The organism is Mycobacterium neglectum, from assembly GCF_002591975.1.
Taxonomy (GTDB): Bacteria; Actinomycetota; Actinomycetes; order Mycobacteriales; family Mycobacteriaceae; genus Mycobacterium; species Mycobacterium neglectum.
Genome location: NZ_NVQE01000009.1, coordinates 137,350 through 160,401 on the forward strand (window position 1 = coordinate 137,350; position 23,052 = coordinate 160,401).

The 23,052-nt window shown below is 62.6% G+C and carries 12 protein-coding genes and 1 pseudogene; 4 read left to right on the forward strand and 9 right to left on the reverse strand.

Translation table 11 applies throughout. The features are described 5' to 3' along the window. Window positions 1–53: 53 nt before the first annotated feature. The 7 genes from CSQ99_RS10220 to CSQ99_RS10250 form a co-directional block, all read right to left on the reverse strand. Window positions 54–7,850: a type I polyketide synthase gene (locus CSQ99_RS10220; protein ID WP_099038924.1), complete on the reverse strand. Its 7,797-nt coding sequence runs from the start codon at window positions 7,848–7,850 to the stop codon at window positions 54–56. A 58-nt stretch (window positions 7,851–7,908) separates the two neighbouring features. Then, complete coding sequence (locus CSQ99_RS10225) at window positions 7,909–10,158, reverse strand: carbamoyltransferase C-terminal domain-containing protein (RefSeq protein ID WP_245908840.1); 2,250 nt, start codon at window positions 10,156–10,158, stop codon at window positions 7,909–7,911. Continuing rightward, window positions 10,155–10,436, reverse strand: coding sequence for a hypothetical protein (locus CSQ99_RS10230; RefSeq protein WP_141562657.1), 282 nt, complete (start codon window positions 10,434–10,436; stop codon window positions 10,155–10,157). The genes CSQ99_RS10225 and CSQ99_RS10230 overlap by 4 nt, the downstream gene beginning before the upstream one ends. Before the next feature lie 56 nt (window positions 10,437–10,492). Beyond that, complete coding sequence (locus CSQ99_RS10235) at window positions 10,493–10,948, reverse strand: DUF6197 family protein (RefSeq protein ID WP_099038956.1); 456 nt, start codon at window positions 10,946–10,948, stop codon at window positions 10,493–10,495. 18 nt (window positions 10,949–10,966) lie between these two features. Then, window positions 10,967–11,611 (reverse strand): response regulator transcription factor, encoded by a 645-nt coding sequence (locus CSQ99_RS10240; protein ID WP_099038927.1) that lies wholly within the window; start codon window positions 11,609–11,611, stop codon window positions 10,967–10,969. Beyond that, on the reverse strand, window positions 11,602–12,897 hold the full coding sequence (locus CSQ99_RS10245; RefSeq protein WP_099038928.1) for a sensor histidine kinase: 1,296 nt from the start codon (window positions 12,895–12,897) through the stop codon (window positions 11,602–11,604). The genes CSQ99_RS10240 and CSQ99_RS10245 overlap by 10 nt, the downstream gene beginning before the upstream one ends. Before the next feature lie 63 nt (window positions 12,898–12,960). Then, window positions 12,961–14,007, reverse strand: a complete 1,047-nt coding sequence (locus CSQ99_RS10250; protein WP_099038929.1) for an acyltransferase family protein — start codon at window positions 14,005–14,007, stop codon at window positions 12,961–12,963. 125 nt (window positions 14,008–14,132) lie between these two features. On the opposite strand from CSQ99_RS10250, the gene CSQ99_RS10255 reads away from it, so the two are divergent. Next, window positions 14,133–14,927 carry an alpha/beta fold hydrolase gene (locus CSQ99_RS10255; RefSeq protein WP_099038957.1) on the forward strand — a complete coding sequence of 265 codons (795 nt, stop codon included), beginning with the start codon at window positions 14,133–14,135 and terminating at the stop codon, window positions 14,925–14,927. Between the two features lie 115 nt (window positions 14,928–15,042). Here the strand turns inward: CSQ99_RS10255 and CSQ99_RS10260 are convergent, their stop codons facing one another. Continuing rightward, window positions 15,043–15,381, reverse strand: coding sequence for a hemophore-related protein (locus CSQ99_RS10260; protein WP_099038930.1), 339 nt, complete (start codon window positions 15,379–15,381; stop codon window positions 15,043–15,045). A 661-nt stretch (window positions 15,382–16,042) separates the two neighbouring features. Between CSQ99_RS10260 and CSQ99_RS10265 the strand changes: the two genes are divergently transcribed. From CSQ99_RS10265 to CSQ99_RS10275, 3 genes are read left to right on the forward strand one after another with little or no spacing between them, the layout of a single operon-like run. Next, window positions 16,043–16,453, forward strand: a complete 411-nt coding sequence (locus CSQ99_RS10265) for an MmpS family transport accessory protein (protein ID WP_099038931.1) — start codon at window positions 16,043–16,045, stop codon at window positions 16,451–16,453. Next, window positions 16,450–19,335 carry an MMPL/RND family transporter gene (locus tag CSQ99_RS10270; RefSeq protein ID WP_099038932.1) on the forward strand — a complete coding sequence of 962 codons (2,886 nt, stop codon included), beginning with the start codon at window positions 16,450–16,452 and terminating at the stop codon, window positions 19,333–19,335. Before CSQ99_RS10265 ends, CSQ99_RS10270 begins: the two co-directional genes overlap by 4 nt. 10 nt (window positions 19,336–19,345) lie before the next feature. Next, on the forward strand, window positions 19,346–22,291 hold the full coding sequence (locus CSQ99_RS10275) for an MMPL/RND family transporter (RefSeq protein ID WP_099038933.1): 2,946 nt from the start codon (window positions 19,346–19,348) through the stop codon (window positions 22,289–22,291). 481 nt (window positions 22,292–22,772) lie between these two features. On the opposite strand, the pseudogene CSQ99_RS31305 reads toward CSQ99_RS10275, so the two are convergent. Continuing rightward, a pseudogene (locus CSQ99_RS31305) lies at window positions 22,773–22,984 on the reverse strand (daunorubicin/doxorubicin resistance ABC transporter ATP-binding protein DrrA); the annotation flags it as partial. Window positions 22,985–23,052: the final 68 nt, after the last annotated feature.

Here is a 23,052-nt window from a genome sequence, read left to right on the forward strand (position 1 = left end):
GCGTTGTGGCAGGCCCGGGGCTTGGTCGCTGCGGTGACGAAGCAGAGAGGCGCTCACACCGTGGCGATCGCCGCAGGCCGCGCCACGAAGCCATCGCTGATGAAGCGCGTGAAGTAATTTTCGAGCACGCGATCGTCGATCGGCGAGCAGTAGATCGCCGTGCCCTCCAGACCGGCCAGCGTGTTCCGACAATCGAACTGCGGCAACGACTTCAGCTTGCTCGACACCTCGCCCATCATGCTCAGCGAGAACAGCGGCACCAGTGACGACACGACGTCTCCGCGCGTAGTGGTGCGGCGGAGTAATTCGGACACCCACGAGTCATAAGGCACTTGCCTGAGCTGATAGCCGAAGTCGTGCATCCAGTCGGCTATCGCGCCGAGCCGCACCCGCCGATGGTTGGCGATGTGAAATGTCTTGCCGATCGCGTCGCGGCGGCCCGAGAGATGCACGATCGCCTTGCTGATGTAGTCGACCGGTGTCATGTCAGTTTCGTCGTGTGCGAATTGTGGCGCGCTCTGCAGCTCGATCCACGACTTCAGCATGCGTGACATGACGTCGCCGGTATTCCAGGCCCCGGTCTCGCTGTGCCCGGTGATGAGGCCCGGCCGATAGATGCACACCGGCAGGCCGCGCGATCGCGCCTCCATCATCAGCTTGTCCGCGACCCACTTGCTCTGGAGGTAGCCACCGTGCAGCGAGCCGTCGTGGTCGAGGGTGTCGTCTTCTCGGATGACGGTTACCTCGCCGGACGAATCGAAGAGCGGAAAGACACCAAGGCTCGACACGTAGTGCACCGGCTTGATCCTGACGCGCGTGGCGAGGCGCAGAATCTCTTCGGTGCCGAGCACGTTCGTCGCCTTGAGCCGCGCGTAGGGAAAGATCCAGTTCACGAACGCGCCACTGTGATAGATGACGTCGATGGTCGCCGCAAGATCGGCGCTGGTGGCCGCCGACAGGCCGAGCCCCGGCTCGCCGAGGTCGCCCGGCACCGGCACGATCCGATCCTCGAGTGCGTCGTGCCACAGCGAGTAGGTCTGCAGCGTCTGGCGCAGACGCGCCCGCCCCGCCTCGACACTCTCGGCGCGCACCAGACAGTGCACGTCGGCGGCGGTTCGATCCAGGAGCTCGCGCAGGAGGAATGCGCCAAGGAATCCAGTGGCGCCCGTCAGAAGGACCTGGCGCGGGTGATCGGTGAGCTCCGCCGCCTGTGCCCCCGGCGTGATCGTCGGATCGAGCCTGACTTCATCGGACAGCGCCCTCACGTTAACCGCGAGCCGGTCGCCGTTGAACAGATCCTTGCTCGCTTTCTGCCGCAACGGCTTTGCCTCGGCCCCATCGTTGATGCCGATGGCGCGGAGGAGCGATTGGACGGCATCGTCGGAGAGCTCGTCCGCCGGCGAACTCGCAGGCGCCGCAACGGGTTCCGGCAGCTGAGTCACCAGCCGGGCACCGAGGTGCGCGAGGCTCGGTCCCTGCAGCAGCGCGGTCACCGGCAGGGTGAGCCCGAGGTCGCCTTCGACGCGGTTCTTCAGCTCAACCGCCATCAGCGAATCGATCCCCAGCTGGGTGAGCGGCTGTTGCACATCGACTTTCGACGGCGAGCATCGCAACACGTGGGCGGTCTGCTCGACCAGGAACGCCTCGATCAGTGGCTGCCGCTGCGCAGCGGAGGCCACGCCGAGCTTCTCGCCGGTGAGACCGTCGTTCGAGCGTGGCGCCCGTTTTGGTCCCGAGTCGTGGGTGACCTCTTTGGCGAGCGTCGAGAGGATGGGCGGCGACATCACGGCGAGCAGGCGGCTCCAGTCGACCGCAATCGCCATGGCCTGCGGCGAGTCGAGCTGCAGCACTCGCTCGAGCAGGTCCATGCCTTGAGATGGCGAGAACGGCTGAATGCCCTGCTGCATCAAGCGCTTCGTGATCTCGGGCTGCGCCGCGACGCCGACTTCGGCCCACAGACCCCAGTTGATCGCGAGTCCTGCCCGTCCCTGGGCACGTCGGTGATGGGCCAGCGCATCGAGGAACGTATTGGCCGCGACGTAGTTCCCCTGCCCAGGCGACGCGAGCACCGCCGCCACCGACGAGAACATCACGAAGAAATCGAGTGGCGCGTCGAGCGTCGCGGTGTGCAGATTCCACGCGCCGTCGGCCTTCGGCCCGAGGACCGTCTGGAACCGCTCCTCGTTCAATTGCAGCAGGATCCCGTCATCGAGCACTGCGGCGAGGTGCATGATTCCGCGCAGCGGCGGCATCGCCGGATCGAGGTCGCCGATCACGCGGGCGACGTCGACTTGGCTGCCGACGTCGGCCTTGGCAACCACGACGGACGCGCCGCGCGCCTGCATCGCGGCCAGCGCGTCGGCCGCCGCCTCCGACGTCGCGCCGCTCCTGCCCACGAGCACGAGGTTCCGCGCGCCGCGCTCGACCATCCATTGCGCGAGCACCAGGCCCAGGCCACCGAGACCACCCGTCAGCAGGTACGTGCCGTCCTCGCGGAACGTCACCGGCTGCTGCGATGACGGAGCAACAAGGAACTCCGGCTCGTCGAGTGTGAGGACGACCTTGCCGATGTGTTTCGCCTGCGCCATGAATCGGAAGGCATCCTGCGCTTCCGAGAGCGGAAAGCTTTGCCGCGGAAGGGGAGCGAAGCGGCCGTCGCGGAAGTAGTCGAGGACCTCCGTCAGCATCGCGCCGCAGAACGCCGTGCGCGAGACGAACATGTGGGCCAGGTTCACCGAGGAGAAGGACAGGCTCTTGTGGAACTCGCGAAGGCCCAGCGGGTTGTTCTGAAGGATGTCGACCATGCCGATCTCGAGGAACCGTCCACCGGCCCGCAACGTCGCCAGGCTCCGCGGGATGAACTCCCCGGCAAGGGAGTTGAGGACCACGTCGACGCCTTCGCCGCCGGTGATTCGCATCACCTCGTCGGCGAACTCCAGCGAACGCGAGTCCATCACGTGCTCGACGCCCTGCTGTTTCAGGAACGCCCGCTTCTCCGGTGTCCCTGCCGTGGCGAAGATTTCGGCACCGACGTGCTGCGCGATCTGCAGCGCCGCCTGGCCAACGCCGCCGGCCGCGGCGTGAATCAAGACACGCTCGCCCTTGGACAACCTGCCGAGATGATGCAGGGCGTAGTACGCGGTCATGAACGTCAGCGGGATCGTGACCGCGTCTTCGAAGGTGATGTGCGCCGGCTTGCCCGCGACCAGCGTCGCGTCGGTGGTCACGTACGAGCCGAGGCACGACGGCGCCAGGGCGACGACGTCGTCGCCAACCCGCAGGTGCTCGACGCCCGGGCCGATTCGGACCACGGTTCCCGCGCACTCCCATCCGAGGTCGAGTGACTGCCCGAGCACGGGCGGAATGACACCCATCGCGACGAGGACGTCGCGGAAGTTGAGCCCCGCCGCACGCACCTGGATCTCGACCTGCCCCTGGTCGGGCGCTAGGCGCGTGGTGCTGCGCAGCGTCAGATTCTCCAGGATGCCCGCCGTCGCGATCTCGAGGCGGAACGGCTCATCGGCGGTGACCAGTCGGCGCTTCTCGTTCACGACCTCCGCCGACCGGCGCACGACACGCGGTACCCAACGCTCGCTGCCGCGCAGTGCCACTTGGTCTTCCCGATCGCTGCTGAGCATCTCGTGCAGCAATGCCTGAATCTCTTCGCCCTCACCCGGCGCGCCGAGATCCACGCGCGTGCAGCGCAATTCGGGATGCTCGGTGCCGATGACACCGGCCAGACCCCAGAGCGGAGCGTGTGCGATCGACAGCGGCTCGAGTGAATCACCTACCGGCTGCGTACCGACGGTGACGACCCACAACCGCGGCGCCGGCGCCTGACTCACGTCGGCGAGCGCGTGCACCAGATGTAGTGCCGAGTCACATCCACGCCTGCGCGCTCCCTGCACCATAGCGAGAGTCGCGTCTTCCGGCGACCAGCGTTCCGCTGCCCAGAGATGGACGATGCCATCGCAAGAGGCGCCACCGTCCTCGGCGGCAATCTGCGCAAGCAGTTGGCGATAGTCCTCCGGCCGCGCCGGGTTGATTCGGTATTGTGCCGCCGTCACTCTCTCGTACGAGTCGCCGGCGAGAACGATCACGCAATCGTCGCCTGCGGCCTCGAGACGCCGGCATAGCGCGGGTCCGACTTCGTCATCCGACAGCAGTAGCCATCGCCGCGCGCTCCGCGCGTCAACCGCCGGCCGGCGTGCCTTGCGCTGCCACTGGGTCTCGTAGATCCACTCGCCCAGTTGCTTCTCCGTAATGGCCGCTGCATCGTGTCCGACGCGCTGCAGCGTGAACCCGAGCGCCTCGGCGACCACATGCCCTTCGGCATCGATCACGCGGACGTCGCCTTCGATGGTGCCCGACTGCCCGTCCACTCCCGAGCGCAGGACCGCATGGCTCCATAGATCGGTGCCAGGACGCGCGTGCACGCGCAGGGTGTCCAGGCCAACCGGAAGGAAGACACTGCCCTCCGACTGACCGGCATCCTCTCGCGGCAGCGCGGCGGCCAGTGCCTGGAACGCCGCGTCCAGGAACGCTGGATGGACCTGGTAGGCGCCGGCTTCGTTCTCGACCGCCGTCGTGAGGCGCAACTGACCGATCGCCTCACCGTCGCGCCGCCAGAGCTGTGCAAGGCCCTGGAAGCTCGCGCCGTACTCCAGACCACGCTCGTGGGTCTCGCGGTAGAAGTCCGGCGCCGAGACGAGCGCCGGACAGCGCCGGCGAATCTCGTCGACCGTGTCGCCGTCGGGTGCGGTGATGCTCCCGTTCGTGGCAATCGCGATCGTGCCGGTCACGTGCAGCGTCGACGCCGACGGATCCTGCGCCTCGCCCGGCTGCACCGTGAAGAACTTCACCGATGCCTCGCCGGGCGTCACGAGCGAAAGGGTGAGCTGAATCGTCTTCGGCTGATCGTCGGCGAGGAAGAGCGCCCTCTGGAACTTCAGATGCCGCACTGTGTGACGGCCGGCGCCAAACACCTCCGTTGCCGCGGCCAACGCCATTTCAGCGAAGCCCGCGGCCGGCATCACCGTCGCCCCCTGCACGCGGTGATCGCTCAGGTACGGAAACGCGCGGGCGCTCAGATCGGTCTCCCAGAAATGTGTGCCCTGATCCGCCGCCGACCTGATGTACCTGGCGAGCAGCGGGTGCCCGCCCTTGCGGGCAGGCGGTGCCACCGACGCTTGACCGCTGTCTTCGACCCAGAATCGTTCGCGCTGCCAGGCGTAGGCCGGCAGCGGCACCACGTGTCCGCCCGTCGGATACAGCCGCGCCCAGTCGTTTCCGAAACCTGCGGCGTACAACGCACCAAACGCCTCCAGCAATACGCTGCGGTCGTCTTCGTCGCGTCGCATCGATGACAGCACGATGCCGGAGCGCTGGCTCTGCCGCAGACACTCTGACATCGACATTGTCAACGTCGGGTGCGCGCTCAGTTCGAGCAGGACGTCACAGCCATCGGCGATGAGCCCATCGATCGCCTGTGCGAAAGCTACCGGGCGACAAAGGTTTTCGACCCAATAGGCAGCGTCACATTCCGGTCCGTCGATCGAGGTGGCCCGGCCCGACGTCGACATCATCGGGATCGAGCTCGGCCGCGCATCGATAGTGCCGAGCGACTCCAACAGCTCGTCTCGCAGCGGCTCCATCTGAGGACTGTGCGAGGCGTAGTCGACCTTGACGAACTGAAAGAAAACGTCGCGGCGCTCGGCCAGCGCACTGAGCTCGACCAACGCGTCCGCCTCGCCGGAGATCAGGGTCGTCGTCGGCCCATTACATGCGGCCACCGCCACGCGGTCGGCATAACCGGTGAGCATCGCCTCGGTCGCCTCGAGCGGCAGGCTCACGGCCGCCATCCGCCCATGCCCGGACGCACGTCGCCTGACTATCTGGCTACGGCGGCAGATGATGCGGGCCGCGTCGTCTAAGCCGATGATGCCGGCGACATAAGCAGCCGCGACCTCGCCCATGCTGTGTCCCACGACCGCGTCGGGCTCGACGCCCCATGCCCGCCACTGCGCGGCCAGGGCGACCTGCACCGCAAAGAGAACCGGCTGCACGACGTCGAGTTCCTCGAGGCGCGAGGCTGCCGCATCGGCGCGAATCTCATCGAGCAGCGACCAGTCCGCGTATCGGCTCAACGCTTCTGCGCAGCTCTCGATGGTCGTGCGGAACACCGGCTCCTGATCCATCAATCGGCGCGCCATACCGAGCCACTGCGACCCCTGGCCTGGGAATACGAACGCGATCTTCCGCTTCGTGTCCGGCAGTTTGCGCCCGGAGGCGACACCGCGCCTGGCTTCGCCGGCGAGATGGGCGTCCAGCTGCTCACCGATCTCCGACAGTGAGCGCCCGAGCACTGAGAGGCGATGATCGTGATGCGTCCGGCGCACGCTGGCGGTGTAGCAGATGTCGCCCAGATCGCCCTGGCCGTCGCGCGCAAAGTCACGATATGCGCGCGCCATCGCCTCGAGCGCCGCGGCGCTGTGCGCGGAGATCGGCAGCATGTGCGCGACGTCGGCGGCGGGTGCCTTCTGGCGATGACCGTTTGTGGACTCGAACAAGTCGGTCACGACGATGTGCGAGTTCGTGCCGGAGATACCGAACGAGCTCACGCCGGCCACTGCCGGTGTCGCCTCGGCCGGCCACGGCGTCATTTCACGCTGCACGGTGAGCGGCAGCTCGGTCCAGGGGATGGCCGGGTTCGGCTGGTCGAAGTGCAGGCTGGCGGGAATCGCGCGATGCTTGAGCGCCAGCGCCACCTTGATGAGACCGGCAATGCCGGCCGCACCCTCGGCGTGACCGATGTTCGTCTTCACCGAGCCGATACGGCAGGGCTGATCTGTCGCCCGATCGGTGTTGAGCACGGTGCCGAGCGCCATCGCTTCGATCGGATCGCCGACGCTCGTTCCGGTGCCGTGGGCCTCGACATACTGCACCTGTCCCGGAGAGATGCCGCTGTTCTTGTAGGCCGCGCGCAGCACGGCTTCCTGCCCGGCGCGGCTCGGCGTCATCAGCAGGCCGCCGCTGCGGCCGTCGTTGTTGACGGCACTGCCACGGATCACGGCATAGATCGGGTCATGATCGGCCAAGGCATCGGCGAGGCGCTTCAACACGACGATGCCTACGCCGTCGCTGCGCACGAAACCGTCGCCCCGCGCGTCGAAGGCCTTGCACCGGCCGTCGCGTGCCAGCATCTGCGCCTGAGAGAACCCGATGCTCGGGTCGGGGTCGAGCACCAGGTTGGCTCCGCCTGCGAGCGCGAGCACGGATTCGCCGCTCTGCAGGCTCTGACAAGCCAGGTGCACCGCCACCAGCGACGTGGAACAGGCGGTGTCGACGACCACGCTCGGTCCCTCGAACCCGAGCGCATACGACAGCCGACCGGACAGGAGGCTTCGCGCGTTGCCGGCGGCGAAGTAGATATCGATCAGCGACAGGTCGCTGGCGGTGTTCAGGTAATCGTTGGTGCACATGCCGGCGAACACGCCCACCTGCTGGCCGAGAAGCTGCTCCGGGACCTGTCCGGCGTCCTCGAGTGCTTCCCACGCGACCTCGAGCAACAGGCGATGCTGCGGATCCATGCCCGCGGCCTCGCGCGGGGAAATGCCGAAGAAGTACGGATCGAACTGATCGATCTGATCGAGGAATCCGCCCCATCGGCTGTAGATCTTGCCGGGGGTACCAGGGCGCGCGTCGTAGAAGGCGTCAACGTCGAACCGATTCGCCGGAATCTCCTTGATGGCGTCGCCGCCCTTGGTCAACAGACCCCAGAACGCTTCCGGCCCGGCGGCCTCCGGGAAACGACAGCCGATACCAGTGATAGCGATCGGAGCGTGCGTCATTACGTTCTCCCCCTGAGCAGTGCCTGTGACTATTGGTGCGCTCGTGATCGGCAGCGCGTTACCGTTGATCGACGGGCGCGCGATCAAACGCGTTCGCGCTGTTTTTCCATGCCGACAGCCACCCCGTAAACCGGCCGCTGTCGCGCTCGCCGTCGTGCCATGCCGCGTGCACGACGCCGTCGTCTGCCACCAGCAGCACCACGTCGAGACCCTTGGAGCGGCGCAGCGTGTCGATGGCCTGGGCCGGGGTCTGAGCGATCGGGCCCGCGACGTTGAAGGACGTGTTGACGGACATTTCCACGCCGATGCGAAGACCGAGCGCCTTCAGGTAGGCGTAGGTGAGGGGATCGTCCTCATCGCGCACAATCTGGATCCGGCCGGTGCCGTCGGCGTGAATCACCGCCGGAACCTTCTCGCGGGCACCCGGTTTCGCGTGCGCCGTCAAAACCATGTAGTTGTATGCGTTGTAATCGGCGTCGGATGCGCCCGGATGCAGCTCGAAAAATTCATGCGCCGCCTCCAGCGTCGCCATCGGCGCCAACGGGCGGATCGCCTCGCGGAATTTGACGCGTTCGTTGAGCCGCTCACGCGTCTCGGGATCGCAAGGGTTGGCGAAAATCGAGCGATGGCCGAGCGCGCGTGGTCCAGTCTCGGCCGGCCCCTGATACAGCGCTATGACGGCGTCCTGCGCCACCATGAAAGCCATCATGTCGGCGACGGCGTCGCGGCCCTGGAGCGTCGAGATGTCGCCGATCCGGCTCGAGGCAACATCGTCAGCCTTGAGCGCCGCCGCGATGTCATCAGATGACGGGGCGGTGCCGCAGTAAAACGCATGTGTCATCGCCGCGCCGCGCGGCGCACCGGCGAAATGGGCGAACAGCCAGGCGGCGCCAATGGTGACGCCGGGGTCGCCGGGAGTCGGCGGCACCCACAGATGCAAGCGGGCTTTGCGCTGCTGCGCCTTCGCGAACCACGCCTCGTCGAAATGTTCGAGCAGCCGCATGTTGCCGACGGCGTTGAGCGCCACGCCGCCGGTCAGAACCACCCGGTTGGCGCCGGTCTCGCGCAGCAAATGATCGACGATATGGATCAAGGCGTCCTCGAACACCAGTTGCGTCGCGGCCGCCTTGTCGAGGCGGTCCTTGGTGTCGGGCCGATGGTTGATGTCCTCGACGCGCAACATCGCGTCGGGGTTCCAGATCTGTTCGCCCGTCAGCGGCTCGCCGAGGATCTTGATGAGCGGGGCCTTGTAGGGATCGTCAAGGGCTTGGCAATGCCAGTTGGCCATCGTGCGGTTGAGCTTGATCTCGCCGCCGTCGCCGAAATGCAGGACGTCTTTCAGTCCCCGGTAGTACGGGTTGCTCGCACGATCCATATCTCCCCAGGCCGCGGCGCCCATGTATCGCCCCTCGCTGGAGAGGATGTTCCAGCCGCCCTGGGTTGCGGAGATCACGCCGTAGAAGGCGCCGAGCGAGTCGGACACGCTTGAATTGCAATACAATTGACGCATCGAGCCATGCTCAGCGACGTACAGCGAGACCGATCCACGGTCGCCGGTGCCGTCGAGCACCGCAATCGCGACCGGCTCCCTGTCGTCGGCGAAGGGCGAGGCCGCGAACGAAAACCAAGCGTGATTGTCATGGTGCGGCATGGAGATCAGCGGCACCGGCTTTTGCAATCCCAATTGTCTGCCGAGAATTCGTGGTGTGCGCCATATCTGGACCAAGCGGCGCTTGTGGATGCCGGCAAAATTGGATACACCGAGCAATCTGAAACTGGCCGGCGCTTCTTCGATGACCGTACGCGTCAGCGTGGCGAAAAACGTCGGATAATCCCAGGTCGTGACGAAAGCGGCGATGTCGCCGACGTCGCGCCCCATGCTGCGCAGCGTGGCGACCATCGCGTCGAGGGATTGGCGCGGATATTCGGTGCTGTGTTTGTCTCCCGAAAAGCGTTCTTCTTCGTTGTTGACGACGATGCGCGGACCGTTCGCCTGCGTCACCTCGATGAGCGCCACGCCGGTGTTGTGGGTTCCGGGCGCGGCGAGGCCCGCGAGATAGACCGTCTCGCCACGGTTCAGTTTCTCCTGGATCGATGCGATCCGCTGAGTGGCGAAGTCCGAGCCGAGAGCGTGAAAACCCGTGCGCGCCATGGCTCGGGTGGCAAGCCAGCGTACGAAACGGAAACTGGCGGCGCCAAGTTTTGGACGGCGTGGACCGATTCGCATGTCTGGGCGGGTCAATTCGTTTCCAAGGCCAGCAGCATGCGGGATTTCCCGAGCGATCCTCTCGCTGTCGGCGACTTTCACGTCGCCGTCGGTCTTGGCGACGACGACTGATCGAGGCTGGCCGCGTTGGCTAGCGAGCGGTCCTGATCGTTGACCGTCACGCTCAAGTCTCGCGCGACGTAAGGGGGGAGAATGACCTTGATCTCGCCGGTGCGCTTGAACCAGAGGAATCCAGAACCGCTGTCGCTGAGCGTGATTCGGCTACCGGCGTTCTCTTTGGCGATCGCCAGCGATCGCATGTTGGCCGGCAGCGCCTGCGTCTCGGTGACGACGCGAACGCTGCCCAGCCCGGCCGCCATCACGGGAGCTGGCGTCGGGGCACCACCTGCAGAAACGCCGTTCCTGCTCCCGGCCATTAACGTTCTTGTGATTCGAGGTGTGCGGCGGCGCGTTTGAGCACCAGCACCACGTCGGCTTGGGTGGTACGCGCGTCGTCGTTGAAGGCGGGCAAGCTCGGCCAGCCCGGCATCGCCGCGCGATTCGCCAGATCCAGCAACAAATGCTCCAGCAAATCGATCTGCTGCTCTTGTGCCGCGTTGGGCTGCCCGAAGAGCCAGCAGCCGGCCGCAGCGCGCAGCGCTCCCTGCGGGCAGAAGCTGCACGGCTTCGCCCCGGCTTCGGTGTGCGCCCGGTAGCCTCCCGCACCGACGTGCTCGGTGCGCAACCGCACCCATTCGCCCGGGGCGTCGACGGCGGGCAGGACCTCGTAACCGTCGGCGTCGCGGCAGTAGGTGCCCTGGGTCCATCCGTTCTCGAGCTCGATGAGCGCCAAGGCGCCCTCGATGATTTCTTGGTCAGTCTTCATATTCATGAGTTGCATTCCTTTCGACTAGGACTCGAGGTAGCGAAGAACGGCGAGGACACGGCGGTTTTCGGTGTCGTCTTGGACCAGGGCCAATTTCGCGAAGATGGAAGCGATATGTTTCTCGGCCGAACCGGTCGACATGAACAGGGTTGAGGCGATCGCCGAGTTGGTCCTGCCTTCGGCCATCAGCTGCAGCACCTCGGTTTCGCGGGGGGTGAGCTGATCGAGCGAGCTTCGACGATGCGATCGCGCGAGGATCTGGGACACGACCTCGGGGTCGAGCATGGTCCCGCCGCCGCCGACGACCGCAATTGCCTCCAGGAACGCCGGCACATCGGCGACGCGGTCCTTGAGCAGGTAGCCGAAGCCGCGGGTGTCTGAGGTGATCAGGTCGGACGCGTAGCGCTCTTCGACGTAGTGCGAGAGCACCAGGACAGGCGAGTCTGGATTCTGGCTGCGCAGCAGTGCGGCGCAGCGGATTCCCTCATCTGTGAAGGTCGGCGGCATTCTGACATCGACGATGACGAGGTCAGGTCGGGTCTCCTTGACCAGCTGCAGCAGGTTTGAGGCGTCCGGCACGCTGCCCACCACATCGTGGCCGGCATCGGTCAGGATGCGTTCGATGCCCGCCCGCAGCAGTGCCGAGTCCTCGGCGATCACTATTCGCATGGCAGAACCGCGGTGACAGTCGTGGACCCGGTGAAGAGACTTGAAACTGTGAACGTGCCGCGGGCGGCGCGCACTCGCTCGGCGAGACCACGCAGGCCGGTTGCGTTTTCGGCGTCGGTGATCTCCGCTCCGCCGCGGCCGTCGTCCCAGACCGAGACGTGAAGCATGTTTTCGGCCTGGTCGAGGCGCACCGTGACGACAGCCCGTGACGCCTGTGCGTGCTTGGCGACGTTGGTGAGTGCCTCGGCCACGACGAAATACGCAACCGATTCGGTCTCCTCAGCGATCCGCCGGGGCAGGTCGATGTTCAACAGCGTCGGCACGGCGGCACGCTGCACCACCGATGAGAGTGCGGCATCCAACCCCCGGTCGGACAGGATCGACGGCGCGATACCGCGAACCACGTTGCGCAGTTCGACCAGAGCGGATTTGGCGTCTTCATGGGCCTCTGCGATCAGCGTCTTGGCGGCGGCCGGGTCGTTGTCGAGTTTCGTTTGGGCGAGGCCGATCGTCATCGCCAGCGATACGAGCCGCGGCTGCACGCTGTCGTGCAGGTCGCGTTCGATGCGGTGCCGCTCGGCTTGCGCCGAAGTCACTGCGCCCAACCTGGCGTCGGCGAGAACGTCCATCTCGTGTTTCAGCATCGCGGTCTGCGACGGCGGGAGCAGCCAGCCGTCGATCTTGGCGTCGAGAACAGGCGCGAACACCACGATCGCGACGGCGACGGCGAACGAGATCACTGCCAGCGGCCATGCCAGCATGGGCGGAATGAGAGTCACTCCGGCATCGGGGCCGCTGCGGCTGATGGAGATCGCCCCGGCCGGTGCCAGGAATGCGAATGCGAGCAGAGCCAACGCGAGACCGCCGGCTGCCATGTCGTAGGCCAGCCGAGCGAAATGATGGGTGCAGCCCTTCCAGAACCGGGTGCTGTTGAGGTCCAGCCATGTCTGGTGAAGCCAGCGCCCAAAGCCGGTGTGGTCGGATATCTTGCGGGGCGGTACCGCCAGACCCATGCCGAAAACGGCCTCGCTACGCACACGCTCGAGCCACTCCACCCCGCGCATCAGATATACGAACACGACGATGGCGGTCGCAGTCCCGATCACCGTTGGGAGCGCGGAGATTCCGAAGATCACGAGCATGAACGGCACCCACAGCCAAACCACGCCGATCGCCGCGCCGGCGATCATCGACGCACTGGGCGCGAAGCCTATGCGCCGGAGCGTTGGCGAGGGGGAAGTTTCAGCCGTGATCGGCTCAGCTGTTTGATCCGCGATTGAGACCATACCCCGAAGGTACGGACCGCCGCGGCCAGGCAACACTGCGTTTACCGGACGAGTCCAGGGGGGTTAACCCCCGGGCGCGGACTCCGCGAACTCCTTCTTCCGCACCCGTCGTTTCAACTTCATTGCCTGGCGCTCGACCACAAACCACGAGGCAGCAGCCAATGGCACCGTGCACACCGTGGCCACCACGAAGAACAGTCTGGGGTCCAGCCAAATCAACCCGGCCGCCGCGAGGATCTGCTGCACCGGCCAGGCGTAAATGTACATGCCATACGACAGGTCGTTTCGCAGCCGGGGCCGCTTCAACAGGGCGCCGGACACGATCACTGCGTAAGCCAACGGCAACGCGGCGAACACCCGGTAGTTGGGCAGCAATCCCAACGCAACGACCAGGCCCGCGCACACCGCCACCAGCCACCAGCGAGCCGGAATCCGGTCCCTGAACTGGTACACCAGCGCCCCCGCCGAGAACACGACGATGAAGCGCAACACCATCTGGGGAATGGTCTCGACCGTCATCACTGGATACCCGACTACTGCTGATGCCGCGACAGCCAAGACGAACACGATCGGGATCGTCCACTTCCGTCGCAAAAGCCCCATCACCCCCAGCACCGCGACTCCGATGTAGCACAGCAGTTCGAAGATCAACGTCCACAGCGGTCCGTCCCACACCCCCGGCCACGGCACTCCCTTCGGCGTGCCGTCAATGCCCGTGTAGAAGATGTTGAGCACTGCATTGTTGAGCACGTAGGTGATCTGCGATGACAGCCGCAGCGACCCGCCGGAGAGGGCCGCCCCGATCGGCGCCAGCACGAAGGCGACGATGAGCAGGCACACCCACAGGCCCGGAAAGATTCGCAACAACCGCGCCGCTGCGTACTCCCGCAACCGCGGATTGTTCATCCATGACCCCGTGATCAGGAACCCTGACACGACGAAAAACCCGTCTACCCATACCTGCGTGAGCAGGCCTGTGAAGGGCGTCGCGAATTCTCGACCGGTCAACGGCCAGGAATGCTGAAGGATGACGCCTGCGGCTAGGACGAGCCGCCAGGCATTCAGTGCGTTCTGGCGCGGATCGAAGACCTCACTGAGCGCACCCCGCATGCGCCAGGAGTGTAGTCCCGACCCCCGAGGTTTGCCATAAAAGTTGGCGGGGGTTAACCCCCCGGGCACGCGCCGCGCGAGTTTGCTGGCCGTAGTTTTACTGGCCGTAGTACGGTCGCACCGTGGTGAATTTGGCCTTCGTCGACCGTGGCCGCGGAGAGCCGGTGCTGTTCATTGCGGGCCAGGGCGGTGTTGGACGCACCTGGGATCTCCACCAGGTGCCTGCATTTCGCGCAGCTGGTTACCGCGTCATCACGTTCGACAACAGGGGAGTCGGCGCATCCGCGAACGCAGACGGCTTCACAACTGCAACGATGGTGGCCGACACGGCGGAATTGATCGAGAAGCTCGACGCTGCTCCCGCCCGACTCGTGGGTACTTCGATGGGGTCGTACATCGCACAAGAATTGATGCTGGCTCGGCCTGACCTGGTGAGCCAGGCCGCATTGATTGCCACACGTGGACGCCACGACCGCGCGCGCGAGTTTTTTCGCGCTGCCGAACGAGATTTCGCCGATGCCGACGTCCAACTACCACCCAGTTACGAAGCGAAAATGCGCTTGCTTGAAGGGTTTTCACCAAAGACCTTGAACGATGACGGTGCGGTTCAGGACTGGATCGACACTTTCATGATGTGGCCCATGAAGCCTAGTGCTGGAATTCGCGCCCAGCATGACGTTGCGCCGGTAAAAGACCGGCTGCCCGCCTATACGGCGATCACCACACCCGTGTTGGTGATCGGATTCGCCGATGACCTGGTGATGCCCCCGCACCTGGGAGCCGAGGTGGCAGACGCCCTTCCGAATGGGCGCTACCTGGAGATCGCCGACACCGGCCATCTGGGGTTTCTCGAACGGCCGCAGGCGGTGAACGCGGCGGTCCTTGAGTTCTTCGCTCATGGGCCCAAGTACGAGCTGTAGGCCGGATCGAAACCCCAACGCGCACAACTCAATCGCTCTCCGGCAACCTGAGGAAAACTAGTGAAACCGGATTTACGTAGGGTGACGCCTCACAGCCTAGGTGCGGCGCTTGCGCTCAGTAGTTGACGCAGCTGGTCATCATCTGTGTGAACACCGGAATGGCCTGGTCGATCCCCGGGTTGTTCTTGATCTGGTTGAGTAGTGACACGCGCTCATCCTTCGAGGAACTCAGGAACATTCGGACGAACTGCTGGTTCGGCGGCGATTGGGCGAGATACCGAGCAGCTGTCGGATTCTCCGCGTTAACCGCAGCGATCGCCTGATCGTATGTGCACGGTGAGTTGACCATCGCATCAGTGTTCGGCTGGGCGGACGCAACCCCCGCTCCGGCGGTCAACGACAATGCCAGACCTCCAACCGCAACAGCCACTTTGGTTAACGACAATCTCATCATGTGTGGAAGTCCTCCCTGTAAGCCGATTTCTAACAAACTCTAGTTGCTCTGCTCAAAACTGCGCCGAAATTCCAACACCGGTCCGACTACCATCATCTCGGCATGGTCAAACCTTGCGCCGATGCGCACTATCCGTATCGGCCGGAGTTTCCGCCGTGTTACATCCGCATCCCTCGGTTTGTCATGATTCTGTAATTTTGTCCGGTGAGCAGGGCGAGCGTGTTTCGGATTGGCGGCCGCGGTACCGCCGGTGCCAGGTTGCGAATGTTGTTCGTTACCAGGTCTGAAGGTGTTCTATACCTGTGCGTGCGGTGAAAGGTAAGCTTCACCGCTGCTCAGTGGTAACGCACTGACAAAATTTGCGGGGGCGTGCAGAATATCCGTGCGGTGCCTCTAGGCACGCGATGTGCGTTGCGATCCTATATCACGTTGGGAACGAGCCGATATGGAGGCCGCGGGCATGATTTACTCTTCGAGATCGGTTGACGCTTCGCCATGGTGTCCGCGTTTGCGGCGACGTCGCGGCTATCTGGCTACGTCACCGCTTTCGGGGGCGGCCGTGTGGCGCGACGCGGCCGATGTGTAGTTGTATGGGCGCCGGCACGGCGCCGGGCGTGGAGCTAGCTGGAGGGGATCTGTGATTCTCAGGGTTCTGAAGCGGATGTGGATTCCGCTCGTCGTCCTGGCGGTCGCCGGTGCCGGAGCATTTACTGTGTCGCGACTGCACGGCATGTTCGGATCCGACGACCGTCCTGCGTATTCGGACACCCAACTCGAGGACACCACGCCGTACAACCCCAAGCACATGACATACGAGGTCTTCGGACCGCCAGGGACCGTGGCCAGCATCAGCTATTTCGACGCCAATTCCGTCCCGACATTCATCGAAAATGCGACCCTGCCCTGGTCGCTGGACTTTCCCCTCACTGACGCGACGGCCATGGGAAGCGTAATGGCGCAAGGCGATAGCGACAGCATTGGCTGTCGCATCCTTGTGGACAAAGAGGTTAAAACTGAGGAGACCAAAGAGCAGTTCAGAGCCTTTACCTCTTGCCGTCTGACGGCCGCATGACCAACAAGCACACGGTCGAAGAACGCACCGGGCAGCCGTTTGCCGCGCGGTGGATCCATCGATTGTCGCTCCCGATCATCGTGCTGTGGGTGGCGCTCACCGTCATTCTGACTCTCTTCGTCCCTTCCCTGGAGCAGGTCGAGAGAGAGCATTCGGTGCCGCTCATTGCCGCAGACGCGCCCTCCACCAAGGCCGCAGCGCGGATGGGTGAGGCATTCGCGGAGTCAAGTACCGGCACGTTGGCAGTGCTCATTTTGGAGGGTCAGCAACCTCTTGGCGATGATAGTCACGACTACTACGCCGAACTTATTCGCAAGATGGAAGCCGATCCGGCGCATGTGAAGCACGTCGAGGATTTTTGGGGCGATCCACTCACCGCCGGCGCTGCTCAAAGCACCGACGGAAAAGCAGTCTACGTGCAAGTATCCCTCGTCGGCGCCACAGGCTCGGCTGAGGGGAACGCTTCGGTGCGGGCCCTCCAAAGCATCGTCGACAGCACACCCGCTCCCCCCGGTGTAACGGCGTTTGTCACCGGACCTGCGGCGATCGTTGCGGATATGGCCGCGAGTGGGAACAGAACAATCATCCTGATCACGGTGGTCACTTTCGCAGTGATCTTCTTTATGTTGCTGCTAGTCTTTCGTTCCTTTATCACCACGATCGTAATTTTGCTGACCGTCCTGATAGAATTGCAGGTCGCCCGGGGAATTGTGGCGTTTCTCGGTATTCACGGAATCGTCGGACTCACCACCTTCGTCGTTAATCTCTTGGTGTCTGTAGGTATCGCGGCTGGAACTGATTACGGGATATTCTTCATTGGGCGGTATCAAGAGGCTCGCCAAGCCGGCGAGGACCGTGAAAAGGCTTACTACACCACCTACCGAGGCGTCGCCAAGGTCGTTCTGGCGTCCGGCGTCACGATCGCAGGGGCCATCGCATGTCTCAGCTTTACCCGATTGCCTTTCTTTCAGCCTTTGGGCATCCCAGGCGCAATAGGGATATTGGTCGCTGTCGCAGTTGCCCTTACGCTGGTTCCCGCAATTATGGCCGCTGGCAGCCGTTTCGGTATGTTCGACCCGAAGCGACGACGGATTAAATCCCACGGCTGGCAGCGCGTAGGAACGGCCACCGTCAGGTGGCCTGCGCCCATACTTGCGGCGACACTGGCGATTTCACTTATCGGTCTATTGACCTTGCCCGGCTACAATCCGAGCTATAACGACCAAAAGTATATCCCAGGCGACATTCCCGCCAATGAGGGCTACTCGGCCGCAGCGCGTCATTTCCCGGAATCGAAATTGGCGGTGCCCGATCTGTTGGTCGTCCAGGCCGATCATGACATGCGTAATCCTACCGATATGCTGATCTTGAACAAGCTGGCCAAGGCGGTGTTCGCCGTTCCAGGCATTGCCACCGTACAGTCCGTAACCCGCCCCGAGGGAACCCAGATCGACCGGACGACCCTTCCTTTTATGATCAGTGTTGCCAACGCTAGCCAGCTGCTAAACATGCCATTCCAGAGACAACGCATGGATGACATGCTCGTGCAGGCCAATCAAATGGGCGAAACGATCACCATCATGCAGCGTATGTATGGATTGATGCAGCAGATGGTAGCCACGACCCACAGCATGGTCGAGGTCACACACGAGCTGCAGGATGTCACGGAGGACTTAAGGGATTCTATCTCCAATTTCGACGATTTCTTTCGGCCGATACGCAATTATTTCCACTGGGAACCGCACTGCTTCAATATTCCCCTCTGCTGGGCATTTCGGCAGATTTTTGTTGCGCTCGACGGCGTCGATCAGGTTACCGTTAAAATGGATGCGTTAGTTAAGAATCTGGATCAATTGGACCTGCTTTTGCCGCAGATTCTTGTCCAATTCCCGCAGATGATCGCAATCATGGGAAATATGCAGACGATGATGTACACCATGCATAGCACCATGTCCGGCACCATTGGTGCGTTTGAGGAAGGGCAAGAGAACGCCACGGCCATGGCCAAGGCGTTCAACGCCTCCAATAACGACGACTCCTTTTACCTGCCACCGGAGATATTTGACAACGCGGACTTCAAGCGTGTCATGGATATCTTTCTGTCAGCGGACGGGAAGTCTGCGCGTATGCTGATTTCGCAGAAGGGTGATCCCGCGACGCCTGAGGGTATGGAGAAGGTTGAACCCATAAAGGTTGCGGCCGAGGAGGCACTCAAGGGCACGCCTCTGGAGAACAGTAATATCTACCTTGCCGGCACTGCGGCGACGGTAAAAGACCTCGTGGACGGATCCAGATACGATCTCTTGATTGCGGGCATAGCCGCACTTTGCCTAATCTTTATTATCATGCTGATCATGACGCGAAGTTTCATTGCCGCCCTGGTTATCGTCGGCACGGTGGTGATTTCGTTGGGCGCGTCGTTCGGATTGTCCATCCTCGTCTGGCAACATCTTCTCGGCATCCAAATACACTGGGTTGTGGTGGCAATGTCAGTGATTGTCCTTCTGGCAGTCGGATCTGATTACAACTTGATGTTGGTATCGCGAATGAAAGAGGAAATTGGCGCGGGCCTGAACACGGGAATTATTCGGGCAATGGGCGGTACCGGCAGAGTCGTAACTGCTGCTGGTCTGGTATTCGCAGCCACCATGGCCTCAATGCTCGTAAGCGACCTGCTGACCCTTGGTCAGGTGGGCACTACTATCGCGTTCGGTCTATTGTTCGACACAATGGTCGTGCGCGCGTTCATGACCCCCTCGGTCGCCGCGCTGCTGGGACGCTGGTTCTGGTGGCCGCAACGAGTTCGTCCGCGCCCCGCCAGCAGATTACTTCGGTCTGTGGGGCCGCGCCCTCTGGTACGTTCCTTATTGCTGAGGGACTAGCGAAGGCCTAATGAGCGACGAACCCCCTCGGCGGCAGCCTTTCATCGCGCGGACCACGCGCAGATTTTCGCTCTTCATCATCCTGGCATGGGTGGTGCTGATTCTCGCCCTGACTCTGGCAGCCGTTAGTGGAAGCTGGGCATCGGCAATCCCAGCGCTGGAGAAGGTCGGGCGAGAGCATTCCGTTTCCGTGATGCCCGAGGATGCGCCGTCGGTCCAGGGTATGACACGCATGGGGCAGGTCTTCAAAGAATCCAATTCGGACAGTTCCGCGATGGTCGTGCTGGAGGGTGAACAGCCGCTCGGTGATGATGCGCATCGGTATTACGCCGGATTGGTTCGTGAGTTGCGAAACGATCCGGAGCATGTGGAGCATGTGCAGGATTTATGGGGTGACCGGCTCACGGCCTCGAGCGTGGAAAGCCCGGATCGCAGGGCCACATATGTTCAATTGAATCTGGTCGGCGACCAAGGGACAGCTTTGGGGGAAGAGTCGGTGACCGCGGTCCGCGAGATCGTGAATCGGACGTCACCACCGCCCGGCGTCGATGTCTATGTTACCGGTGCCGCGCCATTAGCTTCAGATATGCAACGCAGCGGTGATGATTCGATTCTGAAGATCACTGCGGTAACCGTGGTGATCATCTTCGCCATGTTGCTCTTTGTTTATCGTTCGATCGTCACAGTGATTCTGCTGTTGCTCATGGTTTTCGTGGAATTAGCGGGAGCCCGCGCAGTCGTTGCATTCCTCGGCCACAACGAAGCTTTTGTTCTCTCGACGTTCGCCGTCAATATGCTGGTTTTCCTCGCCATCGCGGCAGGAACCGATTACGGGATCTTCTTCTTCGGTCGATATCAGGAGGCGCGCCAGGTTGGCGAGGACCCTGAAACGGCTTACCACACCATGTATCGGAGTATTACTCCCGTCGTTTTGGCATCCGGTTTGACGATCGCGGGGGCGCTCTTCTGTCTGAGCTTTACTCGCTTGCCCTACTTCCAGACCATGGGCATTCCATGCGCAATCGGCATGCTGGTAGCGGTAGCGGTTGCAGTGACGGTGGTTCCGGCCGGCGTGGCCCTGGCCAGCCGATTCGGATTATTGGACCCCAAGCGCAAGTTGGCGGTTCGTAGATGGCGGGGAATTGGCACGGCGTTGGTCCGTTGGCCTGCGCCCATCCTGGCTGCCTCATTGGCGCTTGCGATGCTCGGTCTTCTGACGCTGCCTGGCTACAAAACAAGCTTTAACGATCGCGAGTATATCCCCGGAGATATCCCAGCAAATCAGGGTTTTACCGCCGCTGAACGTCATTTCTCGCAAGCGCGCCTGATGCCAGATATTCTGCTGATTGAGTCCGATCGAGATATGCGCAACCCGGCAGATTTTTTGGTACTCAACAGAATAGCCAAGGCAGTTTTCAGGGTTCCCGGGATTTCTCGTGTTCAGGGCATCACACGGCCCGAGGGAACTCCGATGGGTAATACGTCGATACCGTTTATGCTCAGCTTGCAAAATGCTAGCCAGTCACAAGTTATGAAGTACCAGAGCGACCGTATGGATGACCTGTTGACGCAGGCCGAAGACATGGCGAAGATGATTACATTATTGGAAGTGCAGCATGCTTTGATGGTGCGAATGAACGAAATTACGCATAATTCGGTGGTACAGACACATGAGCTGAAGTTGGTTCTGGATGAGCTGCGGGATAGTATGGCCGATTTCGATGATTTCATTCGGCCTCTTCGAAATTACTTGTACTGGGAACCGCACTGTTTCAATATTCCTCTTTGCTGGGCGATCAGAGGGATATTCGACACGCTCGACGGTATTGATACAATTAGCGGCAAAATGGATGAACTTCTTGTCCATCTAGATAGAATGGATGTGCTCCTGCCGCAGATTGCCGCCGAGCTCCCGAAGACCATCGCCATCATGAAGATCCAGCGGACCATGACCCTCACCATGCACTCCACGATGACCGGCTTTTTTGATTCGATGGATTTCTCGAATGAGTACCTTTCCGTAATGGGATCGGCGTATGACGAAAGCAACAACGACGATTCCTTTTTCCTGCCACCGGAAGTCTTTGAAAACGAGGACTTCAAGAAGGCGATGGACTCTTTTCTGTCTCCCGACGGGAAAGCGGCTCGATTCATCATCTCGCATCGGGGCGCTCCCGCGACGCCAGAGGGCATTGCCCGGGTCGAGCAGATAAGGACGGTGGCCGAGGAGGCATTGAAAGGCACACCTCTCGAACACTCCAGCGTCTATATGGCTGGTGCAGCGTCGACCGCCAAGGACTGGAAAGACGGTTCCACGAACGATCTATGGCTCGCGGGTGTCGCTGCGATCTGTCTCGTTTTCATCATCATGCTGATCATCACGCGGAGCTTCATTGCCGCCCTAGTTATCGTCGGCACGGTGGTGCTCTCGCTGGGTGCGTCGTTTGGGGTTTCCGTGCTGGTCTGGCAGTACATCCTCGGCATGCACCTGCACTGGATGGTCCTCGCGATGTCGGTGATCATCCTGTTGGCGGTGGGGTCTGATTACAATTTGTTGCTAGTTTCACGGATGAAAGAGGAGGTCGGCGCTGGCATCAACACCGGCATCATCCGCGCAATGGGGGGCACCGGCAAGATCGTCACGACCGCGGGTTTGGTGTTCGCGTTCACAATGGCCTCGATGGTGGTCAGCGATCTGCTGATTATAGGTCAAATTGGCACGACCATCGCTCTGGGGCTGATGTTCGATACCTTAGTCGTGCGTGCCTTCATGACGCCGTCGATAGCGGCGTTGCTCGGACGTTGGTTCTGGTGGCCGCAACGAGTGCGGCCGCGCCCCGCCAGTGCCCTACTTGAGCCGTACGGGACCCGCGCGATGGTCCGGTCGTTGCTGCTAAAGGACGAACCACCCTACGACGACGCGATCACAACCGAGATCCCGAAGCAGTCCGGGTAGGCCGCACTGCTGGGTGCAGGAACGATGTTGTAGCTAGATTGCAACGAGAATAATTCCGGCAAGCTATCAGCCAGATGGCCAGTACAGGGGTACCGGATGAGATTTGTGCTGGCATTCTATGGAACGGCGACGTTGAGCCTGTTCTCGCTGTCGGCCGCGAGGTGCAGGGCCCCTTGGGCACGACGTGCGCATGGCCATCCCTCCGACTTGGTTACCTCGCCGAGTCGGTCGGGATCACGGCAGTGCCCTGTGGGCCGCCTCTGCGTGAGTTCTGGGACCACGCCGTCCTCGGCAAGTACTCGGATTGGTACCGGAACTTTTGGACGATCGGAGAGTCGATCAAATTGATGCGCGGAGCCTGGGCGCCCGTCAATCATTAGGGGCCAGATGAGCTCGACCGTGCCAGTGCTGGCCGACGGTGCCTGTTTGCTATTCACCGGCCAGCTCTAACAGGAGCTCATTGCCAATGTCGGTGAATATTCCGGCATTCCGCCGGCGACGCTGTGGCTCTGCCCGAACTCGGCCTGATCAGCGTAGATAGGATGTTGATGTTGGTCGTCTTGCTGGCGCCGTTGTGGCGAGCAGGCCGCATAATATCCCGGCCGGAACCGAAAAGCTCGCGCCGGACAGCGCGGGCGTGTTTCGCCCGAACGTCTTAGTGACGCCCACAACCTCGATCGCAAGTTGGCTCACAATGGGGGTCTTTCAGGCGGGTTCCCGCAGGCGGGAGGGCAGTAGATGACGCTGTTGAGGATGCCACG